23 protein-coding genes and 3 tRNA genes are annotated in these 22090 nt (G+C 27.9%); 11 read left to right on the forward strand and 15 right to left on the reverse strand.

What is annotated here, in order from left to right:
- Nucleotides 1-12: 12 nt before the first annotated feature.
- The gene (locus KO488_RS13605) at nucleotides 13-543 is read left to right on the forward strand and encodes a hypothetical protein (protein WP_216059360.1); all 531 of its coding nucleotides are present in this window, start codon (nucleotides 13-15) and stop codon (nucleotides 541-543) included.
- Between the two features lie 59 nt (nucleotides 544-602).
- On the opposite strand, the gene KO488_RS13610 is transcribed toward KO488_RS13605, so the two are convergent.
- On the reverse strand, nucleotides 603-2387 hold the full coding sequence (locus KO488_RS13610; protein ID WP_216059361.1) for an alkaline phosphatase D family protein: 1785 nt from the start codon (nucleotides 2385-2387) through the stop codon (nucleotides 603-605).
- A 206-nt stretch (nucleotides 2388-2593) separates the two neighbouring features.
- On the opposite strand from KO488_RS13610, the gene KO488_RS13615 reads away from it, so the two are divergent.
- Genes KO488_RS13615 through KO488_RS13630 form a run of 4 tightly spaced genes read left to right on the forward strand, consistent with a single transcriptional unit; the run spans nucleotide 2594 to nucleotide 6518 of the window.
- Nucleotides 2594-3835, forward strand: a complete 1242-nt coding sequence (locus KO488_RS13615; protein ID WP_216059362.1) for a P-loop NTPase fold protein — start codon at nucleotides 2594-2596, stop codon at nucleotides 3833-3835.
- Entirely contained in the window at nucleotides 3828-5219 is a 1392-nt protein-coding gene (locus KO488_RS13620; RefSeq protein WP_216059363.1) for a cobyric acid synthase, read from the forward strand. The genes KO488_RS13615 and KO488_RS13620 overlap by 8 nt, the downstream gene beginning before the upstream one ends.
- The gene (cbiB, locus tag KO488_RS13625; protein ID WP_216059364.1) at nucleotides 5209-6096 is read left to right on the forward strand and encodes an adenosylcobinamide-phosphate synthase CbiB; all 888 of its coding nucleotides are present in this window, start codon (nucleotides 5209-5211) and stop codon (nucleotides 6094-6096) included. Before KO488_RS13620 ends, cbiB begins: the two co-directional genes overlap by 11 nt.
- Nucleotides 6096-6518 (forward strand): hypothetical protein, encoded by a 423-nt coding sequence (locus KO488_RS13630; RefSeq protein WP_216059365.1) that lies wholly within the window; start codon nucleotides 6096-6098, stop codon nucleotides 6516-6518. Before cbiB ends, KO488_RS13630 begins: the two co-directional genes overlap by 1 nt.
- A gap of 4 nt (nucleotides 6519-6522) precedes the next feature.
- Here the strand turns inward: KO488_RS13630 and KO488_RS13635 are convergent, their stop codons facing one another.
- The 4 genes from KO488_RS13635 to ilvD form a co-directional block, all read right to left on the reverse strand.
- Nucleotides 6523-7740 carry an ArsS family sensor histidine kinase gene (locus KO488_RS13635; protein ID WP_216059366.1) on the reverse strand — a complete coding sequence of 406 codons (1218 nt, stop codon included), beginning with the start codon at nucleotides 7738-7740 and terminating at the stop codon, nucleotides 6523-6525.
- Nucleotides 7737-8411: a response regulator transcription factor gene (locus KO488_RS13640; RefSeq protein WP_216059408.1), complete on the reverse strand. Its 675-nt coding sequence runs from the start codon at nucleotides 8409-8411 to the stop codon at nucleotides 7737-7739. The genes KO488_RS13635 and KO488_RS13640 overlap by 4 nt, the downstream gene beginning before the upstream one ends.
- Before the next feature lie 11 nt (nucleotides 8412-8422).
- A complete protein-coding gene (locus KO488_RS13645) occupies nucleotides 8423-9841 on the reverse strand; it encodes a Do family serine endopeptidase (protein ID WP_216059367.1) in 1419 nt (472 codons plus the stop codon).
- Between the two features lie 88 nt (nucleotides 9842-9929).
- On the reverse strand, nucleotides 9930-11618 hold the full coding sequence (ilvD, locus tag KO488_RS13650; RefSeq protein WP_216059368.1) for a dihydroxy-acid dehydratase: 1689 nt from the start codon (nucleotides 11616-11618) through the stop codon (nucleotides 9930-9932).
- 191 nt (nucleotides 11619-11809) lie between these two features.
- On the opposite strand from ilvD, the gene KO488_RS13655 reads away from it, so the two are divergent.
- The 5 genes from KO488_RS13655 (at nucleotide 11810) to KO488_RS13675 (ending at nucleotide 15501) form a co-directional block, all read left to right on the forward strand.
- A tRNA-Leu gene (locus KO488_RS13655) sits at nucleotides 11810-11896 on the forward strand.
- Nucleotides 11897-11910: 14 nt separating this feature from the next.
- Nucleotides 11911-11999: transfer RNA gene (locus KO488_RS13660), tRNA-Ser, on the forward strand.
- Nucleotides 12000-12054: 55 nt separating this feature from the next.
- Nucleotides 12055-12130 (forward strand) — tRNA-Cys (locus KO488_RS13665).
- A gap of 264 nt (nucleotides 12131-12394) precedes the next feature.
- On the forward strand, nucleotides 12395-13477 hold the full coding sequence (locus KO488_RS13670) for a sugar ABC transporter substrate-binding protein (RefSeq protein ID WP_216059369.1): 1083 nt from the start codon (nucleotides 12395-12397) through the stop codon (nucleotides 13475-13477).
- Nucleotides 13478-13482: 5 nt separating this feature from the next.
- A complete protein-coding gene (locus KO488_RS13675; RefSeq protein ID WP_216059370.1) occupies nucleotides 13483-15501 on the forward strand; it encodes a sensor histidine kinase in 2019 nt (672 codons plus the stop codon).
- A gap of 200 nt (nucleotides 15502-15701) precedes the next feature.
- Here KO488_RS13675 and KO488_RS13680 read toward each other — a convergent pair whose 3' ends face one another.
- The 8 genes from KO488_RS13680 to KO488_RS13715 form a co-directional block, all read right to left on the reverse strand.
- Entirely contained in the window at nucleotides 15702-15950 is a 249-nt protein-coding gene (locus KO488_RS13680; RefSeq protein ID WP_216059371.1) for a hypothetical protein, read from the reverse strand.
- Nucleotides 15951-15952: 2 nt separating this feature from the next.
- Nucleotides 15953-18055 carry a heavy metal translocating P-type ATPase gene (locus KO488_RS13685; RefSeq protein ID WP_216059372.1) on the reverse strand — a complete coding sequence of 701 codons (2103 nt, stop codon included), beginning with the start codon at nucleotides 18053-18055 and terminating at the stop codon, nucleotides 15953-15955.
- A 5-nt stretch (nucleotides 18056-18060) separates the two neighbouring features.
- Nucleotides 18061-18405 carry a YtxH domain-containing protein gene (locus KO488_RS13690; protein ID WP_216059373.1) on the reverse strand — a complete coding sequence of 115 codons (345 nt, stop codon included), beginning with the start codon at nucleotides 18403-18405 and terminating at the stop codon, nucleotides 18061-18063.
- A complete protein-coding gene (locus KO488_RS13695) occupies nucleotides 18405-18770 on the reverse strand; it encodes a hypothetical protein (protein WP_216059374.1) in 366 nt (121 codons plus the stop codon). The genes KO488_RS13690 and KO488_RS13695 overlap by 1 nt, the downstream gene beginning before the upstream one ends.
- Complete coding sequence (locus KO488_RS13700) at nucleotides 18767-19027, reverse strand: hypothetical protein (RefSeq protein ID WP_216059375.1); 261 nt, start codon at nucleotides 19025-19027, stop codon at nucleotides 18767-18769. The genes KO488_RS13695 and KO488_RS13700 overlap by 4 nt, the downstream gene beginning before the upstream one ends.
- 3 nt (nucleotides 19028-19030) lie before the next feature.
- The gene (locus KO488_RS13705; protein WP_216059376.1) at nucleotides 19031-19705 is read right to left on the reverse strand and encodes a ferritin-like domain-containing protein; all 675 of its coding nucleotides are present in this window, start codon (nucleotides 19703-19705) and stop codon (nucleotides 19031-19033) included.
- On the reverse strand, nucleotides 19706-20020 hold the full coding sequence (locus tag KO488_RS13710; protein ID WP_216059377.1) for a hypothetical protein: 315 nt from the start codon (nucleotides 20018-20020) through the stop codon (nucleotides 19706-19708).
- Between the two features lie 83 nt (nucleotides 20021-20103).
- Nucleotides 20104-20550, reverse strand: coding sequence for a Fur family transcriptional regulator (locus KO488_RS13715; protein ID WP_216059378.1), 447 nt, complete (start codon nucleotides 20548-20550; stop codon nucleotides 20104-20106).
- Nucleotides 20551-20821: 271 nt separating this feature from the next.
- Here KO488_RS13715 and KO488_RS13720 point away from each other — a divergent pair, with 271 nt between their 5' ends.
- On the forward strand, nucleotides 20822-21208 hold the full coding sequence (locus KO488_RS13720; RefSeq protein ID WP_216059379.1) for a hypothetical protein: 387 nt from the start codon (nucleotides 20822-20824) through the stop codon (nucleotides 21206-21208).
- 5 nt (nucleotides 21209-21213) lie between these two features.
- On the opposite strand, the gene KO488_RS13725 is transcribed toward KO488_RS13720, so the two are convergent.
- Together KO488_RS13725 and KO488_RS13730 are read right to left on the reverse strand one after the other, a co-directional pair.
- Nucleotides 21214-21765: a sensor histidine kinase gene (locus tag KO488_RS13725; protein WP_216059380.1), complete on the reverse strand. Its 552-nt coding sequence runs from the start codon at nucleotides 21763-21765 to the stop codon at nucleotides 21214-21216.
- Complete coding sequence (locus KO488_RS13730; RefSeq protein WP_216059381.1) at nucleotides 21762-22079, reverse strand: HAMP domain-containing protein; 318 nt, start codon at nucleotides 22077-22079, stop codon at nucleotides 21762-21764. The genes KO488_RS13725 and KO488_RS13730 overlap by 4 nt, the downstream gene beginning before the upstream one ends.
- Nucleotides 22080-22090 lie beyond the last annotated feature (11 nt).

The raw sequence follows: 22090 nt of genomic DNA on the forward strand, positions 1-22090 counted from the left end.
TATTTAATATATATGATAATAAGTTCATTTTATATAGTAAAAAAACAGTTTATAGACATAGGTGACTTAACTTATGTAAATCAAGTAAGAAGAGATGACTATACTTTAAAACTAGCAAGTTTTTTAACAAAAAACTGCCAAGACAATGAAATATGTGAAGTACAATCAATGCTAGACTTCGTAACAAAAATACCTTATAAAGTAAATGAAAGTATAGCAAGAAGCTCAAAACAAGTCGTAACTCAAAACTTTGGAGACTGTGACGATAAATCAAACCTATTAATTTCAATGTTAAAGATGAAAGGTTATGAAGCATACTTTGTACTAGTTCCAAAGCATATATTTGTAATAGTTAATCTAAAAACAAAACTAGCAAATAAAAAAGCACTATACATAGATGGCAAACGCTTTTACAAATTAGAATCAACAGCAACACTTTCAAAAATAGGCTTTCCTTTAAAATACACATTTGATGAAATAGAAGCAATAATTGATCCATTTAAAAATAAACAGTTGGTATATGATAAGTTGGAGTATAAATAATTAATATTAAAGGATTATAAAGATTCTCTATTGTCAAGAATCTTTATATTTTAATGATTTTATACTATTTCAAGTGATGAAGTAGTATTTTGCACAGTAATTGTTTTTTCTCTATCCTTATTTACATTATAATCAGTAGAATCACAATTATCTATGAATTGCCATTTTGCCTCTACATCATCTTTTGTAAAAGTAACTGTTATAAATCCTCTATCATAAGCATTCAAATATTGTAGATCATCTATAAGAAGTTTTATTGCACTTTCAAATTGTATTGCTGTTTTTGTATCTCTTAAGCCTGCATACTCTTCAAGACCAGGTGAACTTATAGAAGGGCTTGCAAATTCTACGCCTATTTGATTTCCCTTTGCATCTCGAAGATTACTTGACCATGCATTATGTGTGTCTCCAGCTAAAATAACAAGCTTTTTATTTAATGCTTTAACTGTTCCAAAAATAACTTCTCTTTCATAGTAATATCCATCCCATGCATCAAGATTATATGGGATTACAGTGTACAATCTTGTTTTCTCTTCATCTGTAACTGAGGTATCGCCTAATAATATTTTGGTTTTTATTGTAGTGAGTTCTATTAGTTTAGTATTTAATGATGTTAATAAAGTGTTTTTTGAGTCATCATCTGCATTTTCAAGTTGTGAAATTATTGCTAATAATTCAGAGGGCAAACTCATTTTTCCCATTAATACCTGTTGTCCTAATACTTGCCAAGTTGCAGAAGAATTTGAAAGTTGGCCTTGTAGCCAATTTAATTGTTCACTTCCTATCATAGTTCTAGTACTTGATGTTAAGTCACTTGTAAACGTAGTTGTATCAAACTCACCATTTTCATTATAGTAGTCACCATAACTTAACTGTTTATTTCTTCCAAATATCCTAGTTTCCAACATATGTAAAGAGACTAATGTTCCAAAATCAAAACTTCTAAATATCTCTTTTTTATTGTCAACTGGTCTTATTGGAAGCCATTCAAAATAAGCTTGAAGTGCTTCTTGTGTTCTTATTTCGAAATCGCCTTCACTATCATCATGATTTTCGGCACCATCTTTATAAGTATCATTTGCTATCTCATGGTCATCCCAAACTACTATCATAGGACAAATAGCATGAATAGCTTGAGTTCCTATATCTGTATGATATAAGGCATATCTTTTTCTATAATCTGATAATGAAATACACTCAGTATTATTATCATCTGGTAAGACTCTTCCTATTTCTTTTGCATTAGATGTAGCATAGGCTGGAACTAATGCTTCTAAATCATCATCTTTATACATTCCATATTCATATATATAATCTCCCACATGGACAGTAACATCTAAGTCTTCTAATTTTGCAGCTTCGCTATATGCATTAAAGAATCCATTAGTATAGTTTGCACAGGTAAACACTGCCATTTTCACTTGCTCTGGATTCTCTATTGGAAGAGTTTTTGCAATACCTACCTTAGATATAACATTATTTACAAAGAATCTATAATAATATGCTGTTCCTGAATCTAAATTTTGCACATCTATTTTAATCGTAAAATCTTCTGACTCATTTGCTATATATGTTCCATTGTTAGTTATATTTGTAAATGTATCATCTGTTGATACTTCAAAACTTACTTCAACATCACTAGTTAAAGAGGAATCATCATGTGTAACTCTTGTCCATATAATTACTTTATCATTAAGTGGATCCCCACTTGCAACTCCATGATTAAATGATACATTTACTGTATTTTCACTTTTACCACAACCTGTAATTCCTGTTGATACTATTAAAGTTGTAGCTGCTAATGCCGATACTTTTAAAAAACTTCTTCTTGATAGGGTATTCATATATTTCCTTATTAGATATATTATTATGTTAGCTTAGAATTATAATAATGTATAATAGTTACATAGTGATTGCATAGGTATTATTAATAACAAGCATCGTGGAAATTCAGCCTTCTATTAAGAATTGACTAAATGAATAAAATTGATTATAATAATTTGGAAACGATTAAAAGATAAGCTATATAAACATAGAACTAGGATAAATTGTGTCTGTAAAAACAAATCAAGAAAGAATAAAAAAGTATTTAGTTGGAGAACAAGGCTATTTAAAAAGTGACCTTTCAAATGGGAAAGTTATTATGCTTTCTGGAAAATGGGGAAGTGGGAAAACACATTTTTGGCAGAATTACATAGCAAATGATGAGTTAAAAAAAGAACTAAATGAAAAAAATAGTGCATATTCATATATTAGTTTATATGGGAAAAGTTCAATTGAAGAAATTGAAAATGATATTTTTGGACAAATCTATTTTAGTGCAATAGGTGGAGATAATTTAGCAACAAAAATCTTCTCAACATTTACAAAATATTCTAAAAGATATGGGAAATTCTTACCCTCTTTTGATTTATCAAAACTAGCTAATAGTTTACAAGAAGAACAAGCGGATAATAAAGAAAGAACAGCACTAGAAAGATTAAATAATGGTGGAATAATATGCTTTGATGACTTTGAAAGAAAATCAAAAGATATAGATTTAAATGACCTTTTTGGATTTATCACTCAATTAACTTTAAATTTTAAATGTAAAGTAGTGATTATTTTAAATGATGATGTATTTGAAGGTAAAGAAAAAGATGTATTTTCAAATGTAAAAGAAAAAACTGTATCTAAATTTTTAAAATATGAACCAAGTATTAGAGACTTATTCAAGTCAATAGTTTTTGAGAGAGAAGAAGATAATAAAAAGTTTAAATATTCAAAATTAAAAAAACAATTTAAAATCATTTTAAAAACTATCGAAGAAACAGAAGAACTTAATGCAAGAATTTATATTCAAATTCTGGATAATTTAGTTGAGTGGGTAGATAAAGAACAAAAGATAAATGATGATATTTTAAGATGTTTAATTTTGGTAAATATTAATTTTATTTTAAATCATAAAGTTTTTGAGTTGAAAAAGGTATTTGAACCTCATGAAGATAGTTTGGATGGTGAAGATGGAGAATATGTACAAGAATGTTTCGTAAAGTTAGAGAATAGCGAAGATTCTCAATTAAATAGTATAGTCGACTTAACAATTGGCAAAGACACTAATATTGAATTAAGTAAAGCTATCTATAAAAATAATCAAATAGAAATGCCAGCTTATGTAGAAAAATTATTAAAAGATAAAGAATTAATTTATAGTATGATTTTTAATAAACTAGATATTTCAAGAAAAGTAGATGATAAAACATTCCAAAAAATCAACGACTTCATAGAAACAGGAATCCTAATAGATGAATAACATATCAATCCTAGGAACATCCTCAGACGCTGGAAAATCAACTATAACATTTGTAATAGCAAAGATACTACAAGACTTAGGTTATTCAGTTGCTCCATTTAAAGCACAAAATGTTTCAAACAACTCTCATGTATGTGATGATGGAAGTGAAATAGCAATAGCTCAGTACTTCCAAAGTGAAGTATTATCAGTAGAGACTTCATATCATTTAAACCCAGTACTATTAAAATCAGGTCGTGGAAGTTCAGCTTCTTTGATAGTTGAGGGTAAAGTTGTAGCAAACAAAGATGTATTAGATTACTATAGAGATTTAGACACTTTAAAACCAGCTGTAAAGAGATGTTATGAGTATTTAGACTCAAAGTTTGATTGCATTGTAAATGAAGGTGCTGGAAGTCCTGTTGAATTAAATCTAATGGATAAAGACCTATCAAACATCTTTATAGCAAATGAATACAATACAAAAATCATACTAGTCGCAGATATAGAAAAAGGTGGAGTATTTGCTTCTATTTATGGAGTGTATCACTTATTACCAGAAAAACTACGTAATAATATAATAGGTGTAGTAGTAAATAAGTTCAGGGGAGATTTATCACTCTTTGATGAAGGCATTAGAATAATTGAAGAAGATTTTAAAATTCCAGTTTTAGGAGTATTACCATATGTTCCATTTAACTTAGGCTTTGAAGATTCTACATCTTTAAAAAACTTTGTTCAAAATCCTAAAAAGAAAAAACTAGATATTGCAGTTATATCATATCCATATATGAGTAATTACAATGATATAGAACCTTTAATAGCAGATGATGAGGTATTTGTAGAGTTTGTGGATTATAATATCTCATTAGAAAAGTTTGACTTAGTAATTCTTCCTGGTTCAAAGCTTGTGATAAAAGATTTAAAATGGTTAAAACAAAATGGCTTATTTGAGCAAATCAAAAACTACAAAAAAGATATTTGTTGTATTTGTGGCGGATATGAGATGATGTTTGAAACACTTAATGATAAGTATGCTTTAGAAAACAATCAGCCATTAGTAGAAGAGGGTTTTGGAGTAATTCCTTCTACTATTACTTTTGAAAAAGAAAAGATACTTAAAAAGCAAGAGTATAATTTATTTAGTTGTCAGATAGAAGGCTTTGAAATCCATCATGGAATAACACTAGATTATTCTTTATCATATGAAAAGAAGAACTTTAAAGGTACATTTGTTCATGGTATATTTGACAATGATGAGTTTAGAACAAAATACTTTAAGTCAATAAATAGCGAATATAAAGGTTATAATTTTAAAGAGTATAAAAGAAACTCAATAGATACTTTTGTAGAACAAATGAAAAGTAAATTAGACGTACAAAGAATATTAGATAATGTTTTATAGTATTGCTTTAATAGCTTATGTTATTGATAATATCTTTGGAGAGTTTGAGAAACTGAAGTTTATCAAACATCCAATTATATTTATGGGTGATTATATTTCGTGGTTTCAAAAGAAGTTTTACCAAGACTCAATTTTAAGAGGTGCAATACTAACAGTTTCATTGCTTTTAATTGTTTATATGATCACTTCATTTCTAGCTAGTTTTGATAATATCTTATTTCAAGGTTTTTTAGCTTCTTTTGCACTTGCTAGTAAAATGTTATACGATAGTGTAAGAGATGTAATATCAAGTGATAATCTTGAGGTAAAAAGAGAAAAGATATCTATGCTAGTTAGCAGAGATACAAGGGATATGTCTAATTCAGATGTAAACAAAGCAGCAATAGAAACATACGCAGAAAACTTAAGTGATGGAGTTATTGCTCCTTTATTTTATTTACTTTGTTTTGGAATAGTTGGAGCATATATCTATAAAGCTATTAATACTTTAGATTCAATGATAGGATATAGAAATGAAAGGTACGAAAACTTTGGAAAAGTAGCTGCAATACTAGATGATATAGTAAATTATATACCAGCACGAATAACGGCTGTGCTTATAGCTTTTCTTTTTTTTAGTAAAAAAGCTTTATTAGAGTTTTACAAATATGGGTCAAAACATGAAAGTCCAAATGCAGGATTGCCAATTGCTTCTATGTCATTAGCTATAAAAGTAAAACTTGGAGGTCCTACCTCATATTTTGGAAAAGTTAAAACTAAACCTTTTTTTGGAATTGGACGTGAAAATATTGAAAATGCAGATGTTTTAAAGACTCTTTCGTTAAAGTATCGCTTAGATATATTTATAATAATTGTATTAATTTTAGGAGTACTATGATGACTTATGACGAATGGTTTATCCAACAGGGTAACCTTCATGCAAATGTAATGAAAAAATTAGAAGATAAAAGTGTTGATGAGGTAATAGAATATTTTAAATTTGAAAATATGGTTAAAAATGAACCGGATTTCTGTCCTTTATATAAAGATAATAAAAAATGTCATGATATGGAAGACTTAAACTGCTACCTTTGCGCCTGTCCAAACTTTAGATTTAAAACAGAAGGTTTTGAAAAAACTGATGAAGGTAAAACTTTATTTTCTGTATGTAATATAAAATCAAGAGATGGTGCTCAATATATAGGTGATGATTATATTCATCAAAATTGTTCAGGCTGTATAGTTCCTCATAGAGCAAAATATATTAAAAAGCACTTTAACCGTTCGTGGTTTGAAGTTATGAAAGATGTAAGAGCTTAAGCTTTTACATCTTTATAATAAAGTAGTTTTTCCCATTTTCGTATTTATAAAGTAATTTGTAACCATGTAAATTTACAATAGTCTTTACAATATATAACCCTAATCCAAATCCATCACTTCTTTTTTCTTCTTGTGAAAAAGCTTCCGTATAATAATCTAAATCATATTTTAAAGGTTCACCAAGTGAACTAATTTCGATTTGCTCTTTTGATGCATTGATTATTGCTTTATTATTAGGAGAGAATTTAATAGCATTATCAATTAAGTTTTTAAGTGCAATTGAAAACATAGATACATCAACTTCAAATTGGAAACCTTTTATTTTAGAAGCAATATTTTCAGGAGTAACCATCATTATTTCTAAAGTTTTAGTATAAATATTAAAAAAAGATGTTTGTTCTTTATAAATCATATTATTAGCAGAGGTAAGCTTTTCAACAGTTGCAAGCTCTTTTATAATATCATCCATCCTTTTAAAAGCTCTTTGAAGATTATCTCTTGTTTGTTCATTGTTTAAAGTTTCTGCAATAAACATAGCTTTTGTAATAGGAGTTTTTAGTTCATGCATCATATTTCTCATAAATAAATCTTTGGATTTAGTTTGATTATTTATAAGACTTATTGCTTCATTAAAACTTTTAGCGATAGTTCCAATTTCATCATTGCTAATTGCTTTGATTTTTATATCTTTATTTCCATTTGAAAACTCGATAATTTGTTTATTTAATAGTTTAAGTGGTTTTAGTTTTCTTTTTAAAAATGCATATAGGAAAAAGATTGTAATAAGTGATAAAACAAAGGCTGATATGATAATTACCATACTATAGTTGCTATTTCTTATATCTTTTAACATCAAGTTATATCCATATTGTTGTACATAAATATAATATTGTTTATCATATCTATAAACTCTATATGTTCCTAAATAGTTTTGTGTGATTGTTAATTCTTGTGCATTTTTTATAATTTTTAGTTTTTCATCTCTATCTTCTAAGGGTCTTACTTGAAACTTTTTAAATAGATTTATTAAGGATTCGGCTGTTGGTAAGTTTTGGAAAGTGCTTAAAAAATTTTCTGCGATAAGCTCATATCTATTTTGTTGGTTAATCTCATGTTTTTGCTTATCAAAGCTAATAAATAAAGAAAATGTAATTATAGTAGCAACAAAAGCTAATGAAAAAATGATATTAATAAACGTCGAAATAGAGATATTTCTTATCATACTAATTGATATCCAATACCTCTAACGGATTTTATATAAGTTTTACTACTATCAATCTTTGATAATTTTGATCTGATTCTTGAAACAATTACATCAATATTTTTTAATGATGAATCATCTTCAATACTATCACTTGCATAGATAAAATCTTCTCTAGCAATCACCCCACCATTTCTTTTAATTAGTAATTTTAAAATATCGTATTCTGCTAGTGTAAGTGTTAAAGTAGTTCCTTTAAAAGATATTTGCATATCTTCTTCTTTTACAAAAAATGGAGAAGCATTTTCATCTTTTTTTATCTCAGGAAGATCTACTCTTTTTAAGATAGTTTTTATTCTAGCTTGAAGTTCCCTTGGATTATAAGGTTTTGGTAAATAATCATCTGCACCTCTTTCTAAACCCATAACTTTATCTAAAATATCATCTCTTGCTGAACTTATTATAATAGGAATATCTGATTTTTCTCTAATTTTTGGAAGAAGTTCTAATCCATCAATCTCAGGAAGTGTTAAATCTAAAATAAGTAATTTAAAATCCTTATCTATACTTAACATAGACAGCCCATTATATGGGCTATCTGTATTTGTAACTTCAATATCAAATGATGATAAATAGTCTGTTATTATTTGAGCAAGCTCTAAATCATCTTCGATCATTAATACTTTTATGATAGTAAATCCTTTTATTTTATAACAAATAGAATAGTTTGACCATATCTATTTACATAAACTCTTTTGTGTTTCTTTTTATATTTTGTTAATGCAGATTCAACATTTTGGAAATTCTTAATTTCAATATCTTCAATTTGAATTATAATATCTCCAGGTTGGAATCCAGCTTTTTCTGCTTTACTTTTAGGCTCAACATCTGAAATCAAAAGACCTTTTGTATCAGGTGCTAATCTAAATTGTTTTTGTGCTGCAGGTGTAATTGTATTTAATTTTAATCCACCTAAAACTCTACCACTATTTGATTGAATATGAACTAAACTCGTTCTATTTCCTAAAATTATATTAAGTTCAATGTCTTTTTTGTCTCTTTCAACATTTAGTACAATTTTTTGATTTGGTTTAAAAGATGCCACCATATTTTGCAAGGCTGTTCTATCTTTTATAGGTTTATTATTTATTGCATAGATCAAATCACCTCTTTTTACACCATATTTAGATGCAGGAGTATCAACTGATACATCTAAAACCAATGCACCTTTTTTATGATTATAAACTTTTGCAGTTTCTTTATCTAAATCACTAATAGCAACACCTAAATAACCTCGAGTTACTTTTCCATCAGTTACAAGTTTTTTAACTACGTCTTTTACCATAGCAACTGGAATTGCAAAGCCTATTCCATTATTTCCACCACTTTTAGAAATAATTGCTGTATTAATCCCAATTAACGCACCTCTTGAATCTACAAGAGCACCGCCAGAGTTCCCTGGATTAATTGAAGCATCAGTTTGAATATAGTTTTCATATCTATTTATTCCAACTTTATTTTTATTAAGTGCTGAGATAATACCTTGAGTTACTGTACTTCCAATTCCAAATGGATTCCCAATTGCAAAAATCACATCTGCAATTTCTAACTCTTTTGAGTGTCCAAATTTAATTGGTTTTAGGTCAGTTGCTTCTATTTTGATTACAGCTAAATCACTATCTGAATCTTTTCCAATTAACTTTGCATTAAATTCAGTAGTATCATTTCCAATAGTTACAGTTATTTCATCAGCATTTTCGATTACATGATTATTTGTAACTATATATCCATTTTTAGAAACAATAACACCTGACCCTAAAGATCTTTGTACTTTATTTTGTTTAAATTGATTACCAAATTGATCTCCAAAAAATCTTTTGAAGAAGGGATCATTAAACATTTGTAGTGGAAGATTTTCTATTGATGAATCTACATGTCTTTTTGTAGAAATATTTACTATAGAGTTCATTGATTGTTTAATAGCACCATTAAAAGATAAAATTTGATTGTTTGTATTTGGAGCTACTCTTGTTGGATTTTTATCCATCATGTTAAAATTTATAGATTCAGCAAATAATTGAGTTGCAATTAGTGTTGAGGCTAATAAAAGTTTTTTCTTCACAATATATCCTTTTAGTTTTTTGATTAAGTAATTGTAAAGTAAAAGCGTAAACTATTTTTCAATCAATAGTTAACGCTTTATTAATAAATTATAAGTCAGTTTTTAACATAGCACCATTACTTGCATTTGTTACAAGTGCTCTATATTGTCCTAACCAACTTGAAGTAAGAGGTTTTTTAAGAGGTTTGAAATTTGCTTTTCTTCTTGCAATTTCTTCATCACTTAAATCTACAGATAAAAGGTAAGCATCAACATCAATATTGATTATATCTCCATCTTGTAATAATCCAATCATTCCACCTTCTGCTGCTTCAGGTGATACATGCCCAATTGAAGCACCTCTCGTAGCACCACTAAATCTACCATCAGTAATTAAAGCAACAGTATCTCCAAGACCCATTCCCATAATAAGTGAAGTAGGTGCTAACATTTCTTGCATACCAGGTCCACCTTTAGGCCCTTCATATCTGATAACAACAACATCACCATGAGTTACTTTTTTACCAATAATTCCTGCAATTGCTTCAGCTTGACCGTCAAAACATACAGCTTTCCCTGTAAGTTTTCTAGCTCCAGTGATTCCTGCAGTTTTAATAACTGCACCTTCTTCTGCTAAGTTACCATATAAAATAGCTAATCCACCAACGTCAGAATAAGGATTATCAATAGTATGGATAATATTTGTATCTTTAATATATGAATCTTTTATTTTTTCATATAAAGTTTCACCAGTAATAGATAAATTGTCAAGTAAAATATCATCACCTCTTTTTGTCATTTCTTTCATTACAGCATTAACACCACCGGCTTTATTAATATCTTCCATATGTACAGTTGATAATGATGGAGAAATTTTTGCAATATGAGAAACTCTTTTAGAAATTTTATTAATATCTTCCAAGTTAAAATCAACTTTTGCTTCTCTTGCAATTGCTAACATGTGTAATACTGTATTTGAAGAACCACCCATTGCCATATCAACAGCAAAAGCATTTCTAACAGCATTTTCATTTAAAATATTTCTTAATAAGTATTTTTCTCTAGATTGTTTATCTAATGCAATTTCACAAATTCTTTTTGCAGCTTGTCTATATAGTACTTCTCTTTCTGGAGTTAAAGCTAAAATTGTTCCATTTCCAGGAAGTGCGATACCCATAGCTTCCATAAGTGTATTCATAGAGTTTGCCGTAAACATACCAGAACATGAACCACCACTTGGACATGCATTACACTCAATATCATGTAATTCTTCATCACTAATTTCACCAGCTTCATGTTTCCCAACAGCTTCAAATGCAGTTGCTAAATCAATAGGAGTACCATCTTTAGTATGACCTTTTTGCATAGGTCCTCCAGATACAAAAATAGTAGGAACATTAACTCTTAATGCACCCATAATCATACCAGGTACAATTTTATCACAGTTAGGAATGGCAATCATTGCATCTAATTTATGTGCATTCATTACTGTTTCAATAGAATTTGCAATTAATTCTCTTGAAGGTAATGAAAATAACATACCATCATGCCCCATCGCAATACCATCATCAACACCAATAGTATTAAACTCAAACGGTACACAACCATTCTTTTTTATCTCATCTTTTATAATTACAGATACTTTATCTAAGAAAAAGTGTCCAGGTATTAATTCAATAAAAGAATTAGCAACACCAATGAAGGGTTTTTCAAAATCTTCATCTTTTAATCCTGTAGCTCTTAATAAAGATCTATGGGGTGCTCTATCAAAGCCTTTTTTTACTTCATCACTTCTCAATTTCAATCCTTTAAATGTAGACATAATTTATCTAAACATTATACATTTTTTGCATTTTAACTCTCATTAAAATTGCTAAAAAGTACAAAATTCAATATTTCTTTAAAAAGTACTTGACAAACAATAATTAATCTATTATAATTCCACTCCAATTTAAGAATAACATCTTAGATTCTACCAATAAAAAATGTGCGAGTGTGGCGGAATAGGTAGACGCGTTGGACTTAAAATCCAATTCCGGTTTCGGAGTGTCGGTTCGATTCCGACCATTCGCACCACTTAATATAAAAGTAGAGGGTTGCCAGAGTTGGTCGAATGGACCGGTTTTGAAAACCGGCGAGGTTCACGCCTCCGAGGGTTCGAATCCCTTGCCCTCTGCCACTTTTATTTTTACAAATCATTTTCATTTCAATATTAAAATGATTCTTCAAACATTGGAGCTATAGCAAAGCTGGTAATGCCCCGGATTGCAAATCCGGTATGCGTTGGTTCGAGTCCGACTAGCTCCTCCATTTCTTTTAACAATCAAATTATTATCTCAACAAATAGAAAACTTTCATAATTTAAATTAAACTTTGAACGTGTTTTAAATAGAATAAATTTAGAATCCTTTCATTAATTTATTCTATTTATAAATAATATATTTAATATCTTAGTAAATGAAATTATCGTATATTAAAGAACTTATTTTTTGGACTTTATGCTAAAATATAATAAATATTTTAATTAGAAAAAGTGTTTCTTTTATATTAAGAAGATAAGTAGGGAGATAAACAGTGATAAGAGTTATAAAAATAGTTTTTTGTATATTATTTTGTTTCAATTCAATATATTTAAATGCAGAAGAAACTCAAAATAGTATTGAGATAAAAGAAACACCTTATGTAATTATTTCAATTAGAACAGATGCCAATGAATTTATGAGAGCTTTAGTAGAAGGTGCAAAACTATTTGCTAAAAGTATAGGATCGCAAGAAAAAGTTATATCACTTTTTAATTATGGGAACAGTGAGAAACAGATACAAGACTTACAATTAACTCTTGAGAAGATAGGCTCAAATGCTATTTTATTTATGGATGCAAATGACGAAAAAGACCTAATTTACTTGGTAAATATCGCCAAAGATTATGGCATATATTTTTCAACTGTATTTAATAAACCCACAAATCTTTGGCCATGGAATGTTAGTAAATATTGGGTGACACATACAGTTCCAGATTCCTTACTTTCAGGGAACATAACTACACAAGAGATTATTAAACAAATTGACGGAAAGGGTAATATATTAGTAATTCAAGGAATACTCAATAATTCAACAAATAAAGGTAGATTAGAAGGTTTAAATAGAGCTATAAAAAACTATCCTGACATAAAAATATTAGATAGCAAAGTAGCAAACTGGTCAAGAGCTCAAGCATCAATGCTTGTTACAAAATGGTTCACTAAATATACAGTTGATGATGTTCAAGCTATTTGGGCTGCAAATGATGAAATGGCATTGGGTGCGATAGAAGTTCTTAAAGAAATGGGTGTAGAAAAACAAATTGCAGTTTCTGGTGTTGATGGTACCAAAGAATCTGCTAATTCCGTTATATCTAAAGAATTAACTTGTACTGTTTCTACATATCCATATTGGCAATCAGGGATGGGATTATCTTTTGCATATCAAGCATATTTAGGAAATATAGACCCATTAAAACTTACAAAAAAAGAACGTGCCTTTTATACTAAAACCAAACTGATTACTCGTGAAAATGCTCAAACTTTTCTAAAAAACAATATTATAAATCTTCCTAATATAGATTATTCAAAACTATGGGAAGGGAAATATAACCGTCCAATGCAGGAGTTCAAATAATGATAATGAGCATAAAAACAAAGTTAAATCTTTTTGGTATTATTATTATACTTTTAACTTTATTTTTAGTAACAATATCAATCGCTTGGGTTCTTACTGAAAATAATATTGCTAAATCAAAAATAGAACTATACGACAATATAAAAATGATTAAAACTGAACTTGAATATAATAAAAAGCAACTTCTTTCTTCATCTCAAAAAACAGCAGAAATGCAAGAACTTGATTTAAAAATAAAACATATCACTCGTAATAAAAATAGATATAATCAAAATATTCAGCCTCTATATATCCAACTTGCTAATGCAACTCATGATTCTGCTAAAATTGCTGGAAGTATATGGAAAACAATGATTTATGACAAAGAAGGAGACTTAATTTCTTTTTCACATATTGAAAAAAACTACTCAAAGAAAGGGTATGCCTTTGATTTTCCTAATGCTAAATTTAAAATCGCAGATGGAAAAACTTCTGTTGATCCATTATATAATCCATGGGAAAAACATTCTAAATATAAAGGGTTTGATTCACATTTTAAAGAGATTATTCCTAATAAAGAAACAATAATTTATGCAAAAGAGGATTCAAAACTTACAATTAGGTCATTTTATCCCATAATGGGACTAAATTTTGACAAAAAGTTACGTAAAATGACACCTTCTGAAGTTGGATTTGTTCTAACGCAGAACCCTTTAAATTATTCATTTATAGATAAACTTAAAAGATTTATATCAAATAAAGAGATCAATATTTATGCATTTGATAAAAATAATATGCATTTAACAGTTGGTACTTTAAAACAATATAAAATACTATCTAAAACATATTCAGAGAATAGAAAAGTTGATGTTGAAGGGGTAACTTATCTTCAGGAAACTTTGCCATTATACAACAATGATAAACTTATTGGAGTAATTGCACTTTTACAAATTGAAAAAACAATTAGTGATTATGTTCTAGAGCTTCTTAAAAGTTTAATTATTGTATTTATAGTTACTCTATTAATAGTAATACCTTTTACAATTATTTTAATACGAAATATTACAACCCCTATTATTAACCTTCAAAGAGGGATTAAAGAGCTTTCATCCGGAAATTTAGGTAAACAGCTTGAAATCCATTCTAAAGATGAAATAGGTCAGCTTACTATAAGTTTTAATGATATGTCTAAAGAATTAGCAAAAACTGATAAGATTAAGATTTTAAATACTCAACTAAAAAAAACTTCTCAACAGCTTACAATCGCAAAAGATGAGTTAGAAACACTAAATAATTCTCTAGAAAAGAAAATTGAATTAGAAATTGAAAAAAATATAAAACAACAAGTTGTCCTTATGCATCAAAATAAATTAATACAAATGGGAGAGATGATAGAAAATATTGCACATCAATGGAGGCAACCATTAGCTCAAATAAACTCTGCTGTATTAATAACTGATGCTACGTTGAATATGCATAATTTCCAAGATCCAAAAGTAATGGAAAAATTACTAGAAATAGAATCCTTAACTTCATACATGTCAAAAACTATTAATGATTTTCAAGACTTTCTAAATCCAACTAAAATAAAAGATGCTTTTTTTATACATGAAGCAATAGAAAAATCGCTTTTTATAATGAAAGGTTCACTTGATTCTTATCATATAGAGATTAGTACAAATATGGATAAATCTCTTAAATGTAAGTTACAAAAGAATGCTTTACAACAAGTCCTTGTTGTATTATTAAATAATGCCAAAGATGCATTAATGACTCAAAAAATTGTAAATCCAAAGATTTTTATTAATGTATATAAAAGAAATTCACACTACATAATTGAAGTTATTGATAATGCAAAAGGAATAGATATTAATATAATAGAAAAAATATTTGACCCATACTTTACGACTAAAAGAAAAACACAAGGAACAGGAATAGGTTTATATATGGCAACAATGATAATAAATAAAGAATGTAATGGTCAACTCACAGTGACAAATAAAGAGGAAGGTGCTTGTTTTAAAATATTATTAAAAAATGAGTAGAAAAACTTAGTATTAAAGTTTCTCTATTCTATTTTTTCTTTTTATTAATTTTTTAGATGTTTTAGTAATAGTTTTAGCTGTAATTGCAGCTGTTAATAGTGTAGCTAATGGTAATAAAAATCCCATATAAATCCTTTTTAATAATAATTATCAATAATTTTATCAAAAGTAAACTTATACAATACTGATATTTATTATCATTATATTGTTTTTATATCTATTTCCAACTCTTCTATATTTTCTTTACTATTATTTACACTTTTTTTCTTTTTTGAATCATATAATAATGTATGCCATAATGTAAAACCACAAAAAGCAGCTCCGGCAATAACATGTGCTTTCTTAGAAGCTTTATTTTTCATAAACATTGAAGTCACTACTGTAACACCAAGAGTTGCTGTCATACCAATCTTTGCAGTTTCTCTTTGTAGTTCTTTATCAAATTTCATATTTACTTTACCCCTTTTATTGAGTTTAATAATAAGCCAATAGTTGTACCATTATGTAAAACTGCTGTTACAATAGGAGAAAAGAAACCAAAAGTAGCACCTGCCAAAATTACAGAATTTATACCAACTGTTGCTTTAAAGTTATTATTAATTAATTGCATCGTACTATTTGCTAACTCTTTAGCTTCTACAACTGCTGCAATATCATCTTTTAATAAGGCAACATCAGCTGTAGCTTTTGCAATATCAGCACCCCTACTCATAGAAATTCCTACATGCGCAGATATTAATGCAGGAGCATCATTTATTCCATCACCAATAAAGGCAACTTTTTTCCCTTCATCAATAAATTCTTTTACTATTTTTGCTTTGGCTGTAGGTAAAAGTTCTGCTCTTACTTCAGTTATACCTAATTCATCAGCTATCATTTTAGCTTTTTTCATAGTATCGCCTGTCAACATAACAATATTTTTTACACCTAATTGTCTTAATCTATTTATTGATTCTTTTGCATTAGCTCTTAAATTATCAGCAAGTGTGATTACTCCTAATAACTTTCCATCAAAACCTACATATAGAAGTGTTTCTCCTTTACTTAAAGACTTATCTATCTTTTCTTTATGTATTGAGAAATCAATTTTTTCATCATCCTCCAAAAAGTGTCTACTTCCAATTATTACTTGTTTTCCATCTACTTCTGTTTTAACGCCATGAGCTACAATAAATTCAACTTCTTCATGATGCATATGTACAAAACCATTCTCCTTTGCAGCTTTTACAACTGCATCAGCAACGGGATGAAAGTAATGCTCTTCAGTTGATGCAGTAAGATTTAGTAATTGTTCTTTAGTCCAATCTTTATCATACGATTCAACTGAAATTACTTCTAATTCACCTTCTGTTAAAGTTCCTGTCTTATCAAAAATAAATGTATCCGCACTATATAAGGACTCAATTGCTTTTGCACCTTTTATCATAATACCTTGATGACCTGCTTTTGAAATTGTTGATTTAAAAGCTACGGGAGTTGCAAGTTTTAAAGCACAAGAGTAGTCAGCTTGTAGAATTGATGCTGTTCTTTCAAAATCCTTAGTAAAGATATAAGAGACTCCAGCTAAGCCTAAGGTTACAGGAACAAGTTTATCCGCAAGTTTTGTAGCTTTTAACTGCACAGAAGATTTTTCATTTAAAGAGTTTTCAATATAATGTTTTATTCTTTGAGTTGCTGTATTAGAACCTACATATTCAGCCCAGATTTTTAATCTTCCATCTTCTACAATAGTTCCAGATATAACTCTATTTCCTCTTTGTTTTATAACAGGTTCAGCTTCCCCTGTCATTGAAACTTCATTTACACTAGCACTTCCATCAATAACATGCCCATCAACAGGTACAGTATTACCTGTTGCTACTATTACAATATCACCTATTTTAATATCAATACTTTTTATTAAAACTTCTGTAATTTTTCCATCAACTTCTTTTTCAATCCATGCTTCTTCAACATTTGGTTTTGATAATTCTTTTAATAAATCATCACTTTTATGAACTGTAGTTTCCTCAATATATTCACCAAGTTCAAGCATAGCATTTGTTGAGTTTGCAGCTAAATAATCTTTTCTATAAATAGATATACCAACAGCAGCACTTTCTAAAACTTTTGATGTTAAGCCTTCAGAAAAAAGTTCCTTCGATCCATCAATTAACATAGGAAAAGCGGCAGCTGTTGTAATACCAGCTTTTAGCATATCATTTTGAATAAATCGCTCTCCTACTAATGCAGAACTAGCTCTTATAATACCTTTGGTACTAGGTTCTTCATCACTAACACAAGAAACACAAACCGCAGCATCTTCACAAGAACTTAATAGTTCTTCTATATCTAAAGTTGATAATTTATTCTCTATCTCATCACATGTAGATATATTATCAAAATGAAAAATAATACTATTTGCTTTTTTATTTACTCGTACAGAAGTTACACCTTCAAGTTTTTCTAAATTAGTTCTTAAAATATTTTCATCAAGATATTTATCTTTTAATAAGGAAAATTTATATCTAGCTCTATTTGGTGTACTATGTACTTTTATAAATTGATTGTGCATAAATACTATTCTTGATTTGCTTCCGCAGCAGCTTTAGCATCTTCAAATCTCTCTTTTATTTCTTCCATTCCAGCTTGAAATAATTCACTTCCTTTAGAAGCTGCTTTCATTAAAGATTCTTGAGTACCTTTATTTGTTAAAAGAAATGTAACAGCTGCACCTATTAGTGCACCTTTGATAAAATCTCCATTATTGAACCCTGATTGATTTTCTTGAACTAGTGGTCCTGTTTGATTTATATTCATTTCTTGATTTATATAAGGATTTTGGTTTTGATTCATATTTTGATTACTTTGATTTCTAGTATTTTCAATGTTTGTATCATAGTTTAAATTATTGTTATTATTCATTATTCACCTTCACTAATTAAATCATTATTTGATTCAGAAATAAACTCATCTTTTTCTTCAAGTTTATTGTCAATAAGCTCTAAAGCATAAATTCCAGCCATACCAATTGAAGCTGCTGTTAGAGCTTTGAAAAGACCACCTTTTTGTCCAATATAATTTGCAGTTGCAATTGCAGAACCTGTTGCTATTGCTCCTTGAGATGTTCTTTTTACTGTATCTTTTATTGCATCATTTGGAGAAATTTTTCTTTCTTGTAATTTTTTATAATTAATCGTACCAGAAACAATAGCAGAGGCTACTGCTCCACTTACAACATGTCCTAGTACGTTTCTAGGTGCACCTGTATTAATTAAGGGTTGATTCATTCTTCTACCTTTTTTATTTTTTCTTGTTTTTCTTCTAGCGCTGCTTTTTCTTTTTTCTCTTTTATACATTCTGCTGTTGCATTTATTGTTTGTTTAACCTCATCAACAGTTTCTTTCCCTTTTTCTAAAGAATTATTTGCTACATCTTTTGATTTATTCAAAAAACTTCCTGCAACTTTTTTTAATTTATCAGACTTATTATAAGCAACTATTGCTCCTGCACCTACTGCTAATCCTAATATAAATGGTAATGCCATAACTTACTCCTTATTTTCTTTGTTTAAGTAACTATTTAAAAGTGCAACAGATGTACTTCCTAAAGCTCCTCCACTAATCATCGAAATATTTAACTTTGAAAAAAGTTCAGTTAATTTATTTTGATCTACATTTCCAGTCATTAAATCATCAAATAAACCTTGATATTCACCAAGTTTTTGCATTAAATCTTCTTGATTAATTCCTTGAGTATTTGATGCAGTATAATAATTAATTACACAAGATCTAAAGGTTGGTAAATGATTATTAAAAGAAGCTGCTTGAAGTCTAAATAAAACATCTCTAATATCATCCTCTTTTGTATGTAATAAAAGATTATCATACATTGCAATATTTCTAATTTCTGCTGCAACACCTACTTCACAACATTCAACATATGAATTTGGTACTTCAATCTTAGAAGCCCAATTATTAATTGGTACTTCAACTCCGTATTTTTCTAAAAGTGGAATTAAAGCACTATAATGTCTTGATTCTGCTGCTTTTATATTTACAAAAGGCTGAATAAATCCAAATTTTTCTATAACTTTTGTATAAGTTTCATAAGCTTTAAATTCATCATATACTGCAATTCTAAGAACTTGTTCAATTTGTGTTTGTTCGCTATTTATATCTACTCTTTGAGATAAAAGTAATTGTTCATCAAAATTCTCTTCCAATTAAACTACCTCCTTCGCTAATTTATTTATTAACTGTGTTAATTCATCTAAGTTTTCATTTTTTACTAAATCTTCCCAAAGTTTTGGAGCAAAAATATTATGATCATAAAGAATAGTAACTGAGCCTATAATCTTTTTAATTTTTATATCTTTTATTCCATTTATTCTTGTAGGTAAACTTTCAATATCATTTATTGTTATATTGCCACTTTCTTCTTTTATTTTAGGACTTACTCTAACTCTTAGTCGTCCAGGAGTGTGGGCAATAATTGAAAAATATTTAGCAATTTTTATAATATCTTCTGTATTTATCAAAGTCTTCCTTTCATCATTCTATTTTCTCTTTTTCAATCTTAAGTAAGACTTATTATAAAGTCATACTCATTATCAAAAAGCAATTATTGACAATCTTCACATATCCCATAAATCGTCATAACATGGTCTTTTAAATCAAAATTATTATCAGAAGCTACTTTTAGTTGTTGTTCTTCAATAATTTCATCTGTAAACTCAATAATCTTGCTACAAGATGTACAAACTAAATGATCATGATGTAAAGATAAATTTAATTCATATCTTTTTATTCCATCACCTACATCCAATGACTCTACAATATTAAGTTCTTCAAAAAACTTCATTGATCTATAAACTGTAGCAATTCCAATATCTATTTTATATTTAACTTTTACATCATTTGCAATTTGCTCAACGCTCAAATGCTCTTCGGCAAAATATAATATCTTTAAAATATAATCCTTTTGTATCGAATTCTTTAAGCCTGATTTTGAAACATGTTTTTTAAAGTTTTCTAAAAAAGCATTAAAATCTTTTTTATAATTATTCATTAATTAAATCCTTTTACTAAAATTAATAAAATACCTATAGTTAAAGTAAGTGTGTAAATCTTCCATAAATTATTATGTATTTTAATATTCCGCTTATGCAAAAGAGATCTTTTTGCAATTTTGTTTTTTTTCATTTTAAACCTTGATAATGAGTATCATTATGATACACACAAAAAACTTAACATAATATTAATGATAATAATTATTAATTTAATTTATATCTAAGATTTAATTGATATTATGTGATAATAAATATCAAAAAGGAAAATACATGTTAGCAATGTCATTAGTTAGTACAGCAACTAATATCGTTATTGGATCAGTTACTACGAAAATATTTGATACAGTTATCACATCAAGACTTACACAAAAACAAGAAAAAAACAAATGGCTAAGAGAAAAAAAATTAAATCTTTTTTCACAACTTTCAGAAAAAATATTAACTATAAATTGTCAGAATATTGCAGATAATAGAATACATATAAAAGAAATATCATCAAAAATTATGCTTTTAACAGAAGATATAAACTTACAAAAAAATCTTCAAAACTATACATTTATTCTTGAAGAGTATGAATGTTATGAAAATGATATAAATTTACAAAATCTTAATAATGAACTAATTTCAACATTATCAACTTATATGAAGAGAATGTAGTTTTACTACTTCTCTTTATAGTCAAACATTATTGTAAATTTTGCACCATGCTCATATTTATAAGTAAAAGTACCAAATAATTGAGTTCTTACAATAGTAGAGACAAGTCTTAATCCTAGTGTTTTTGTTTGATTTACATCAACATCACTAGCTATGCCAAACCCATCATCATGAATAAGTAAAATGCAATTATTATCTAATTTTTTAAATTCTATTTTTAAATTCCCATTTTTATTTTTAAAAGCATATTTGTAAGCATTTGTAATACACTCCGTTATGATTAAACCACAAGGTAAGGCATATTCAATATCCATATTAACATCACTAATTAAAGTGTTTATTTTTATCTCTTTGTCTTTTCCATATGTATTATCTAAATCTTCAATAAGCTCTAAAATATATTTTTTTAAAGAGATAGAGTTTAAATCTTTTGATTCATATAACTTTCTATGTAGTAATTCCATAGTAAAAACTCTTTCTTGAATATCAGTTAATGTATTTTTTGTATTTGAATCACTAATCTTTGATTTCTGAAGTTTTATTAAATTTATAGTCATTGCAAGATTGTTTTTATTTCAACTTTCTGATCTAAGTCATTAATATTAACTTCAAGTGAATCTAGCATATTATCAAATGTTCTAGCAAGAATAGAAATATCATCCTCACCTTTGATTTTGCTTCTAAAATGAAGATTTCCTTCATTAACTTGTTTTGCAGTATTTGTTAATATATTAATACTTTTAAAAAGTTTTTTAAAAAGGAAAAAACCTAATAATACAGCTATTAGTATAGATAAGATAGCGGCTGGTAAAATTTTAAATATAGGAGAATAAAAATCTCTATTAAAATCTCTTAAATATACTGTTGTCAAAAATAAAAGTT

The sequence above is a fragment of the Poseidonibacter lekithochrous genome (assembly GCF_018861145.1).
GTDB lineage: Bacteria > Campylobacterota > Campylobacteria > Campylobacterales > Arcobacteraceae > Poseidonibacter > Poseidonibacter lekithochrous_A.

Bases quoted from the DNA above. Each gene is read 5' to 3' on its own strand.
- KO488_RS13720 (WP_216059379.1), top strand. From the start codon at position 20,822: ATGTTAGCAATGTCATTAGTTAGTACAGCAACTAATATCGTTATTGGA.
- KO488_RS13605 (WP_216059360.1), top strand. From the start codon at position 13: ATGATAATAAGTTCATTTTATATAGTAAAAAAACAGTTTATAGACATA.
- KO488_RS13610 (WP_216059361.1), bottom strand. From the start codon at position 2,387: ATGAATACCCTATCAAGAAGAAGTTTTTTAAAAGTATCGGCATTAGCA.
- KO488_RS13620 (WP_216059363.1), top strand. From the start codon at position 3,828: ATGAATAACATATCAATCCTAGGAACATCCTCAGACGCTGGAAAATCA.
- KO488_RS13700 (WP_216059375.1), bottom strand. From the start codon at position 19,027: ATGGCATTACCATTTATATTAGGATTAGCAGTAGGTGCAGGAGCAATA.
- KO488_RS13675 (WP_216059370.1), top strand. From the start codon at position 13,483: ATGAGCATAAAAACAAAGTTAAATCTTTTTGGTATTATTATTATACTT.
- KO488_RS13725 (WP_216059380.1), bottom strand. From the start codon at position 21,765: ATGACTATAAATTTAATAAAACTTCAGAAATCAAAGATTAGTGATTCA.
- KO488_RS13680 (WP_216059371.1), bottom strand. From the start codon at position 15,950: ATGAAATTTGATAAAGAACTACAAAGAGAAACTGCAAAGATTGGTATG.
- KO488_RS13715 (WP_216059378.1), bottom strand. From the start codon at position 20,550: ATGAATAATTATAAAAAAGATTTTAATGCTTTTTTAGAAAACTTTAAA.
- KO488_RS13685 (WP_216059372.1), bottom strand. From the start codon at position 18,055: ATGCACAATCAATTTATAAAAGTACATAGTACACCAAATAGAGCTAGA.
- KO488_RS13635 (WP_216059366.1), bottom strand. From the start codon at position 7,740: ATGATAAGAAATATCTCTATTTCGACGTTTATTAATATCATTTTTTCA.
- cbiB (WP_216059364.1), top strand. From the start codon at position 5,209: ATGTTTTATAGTATTGCTTTAATAGCTTATGTTATTGATAATATCTTT.
- KO488_RS13690 (WP_216059373.1), bottom strand. From the start codon at position 18,405: ATGAATAATAACAATAATTTAAACTATGATACAAACATTGAAAATACT.
- KO488_RS13630 (WP_216059365.1), top strand. From the start codon at position 6,096: ATGACTTATGACGAATGGTTTATCCAACAGGGTAACCTTCATGCAAAT.
- KO488_RS13695 (WP_216059374.1), bottom strand. From the start codon at position 18,770: ATGAATCAACCCTTAATTAATACAGGTGCACCTAGAAACGTACTAGGA.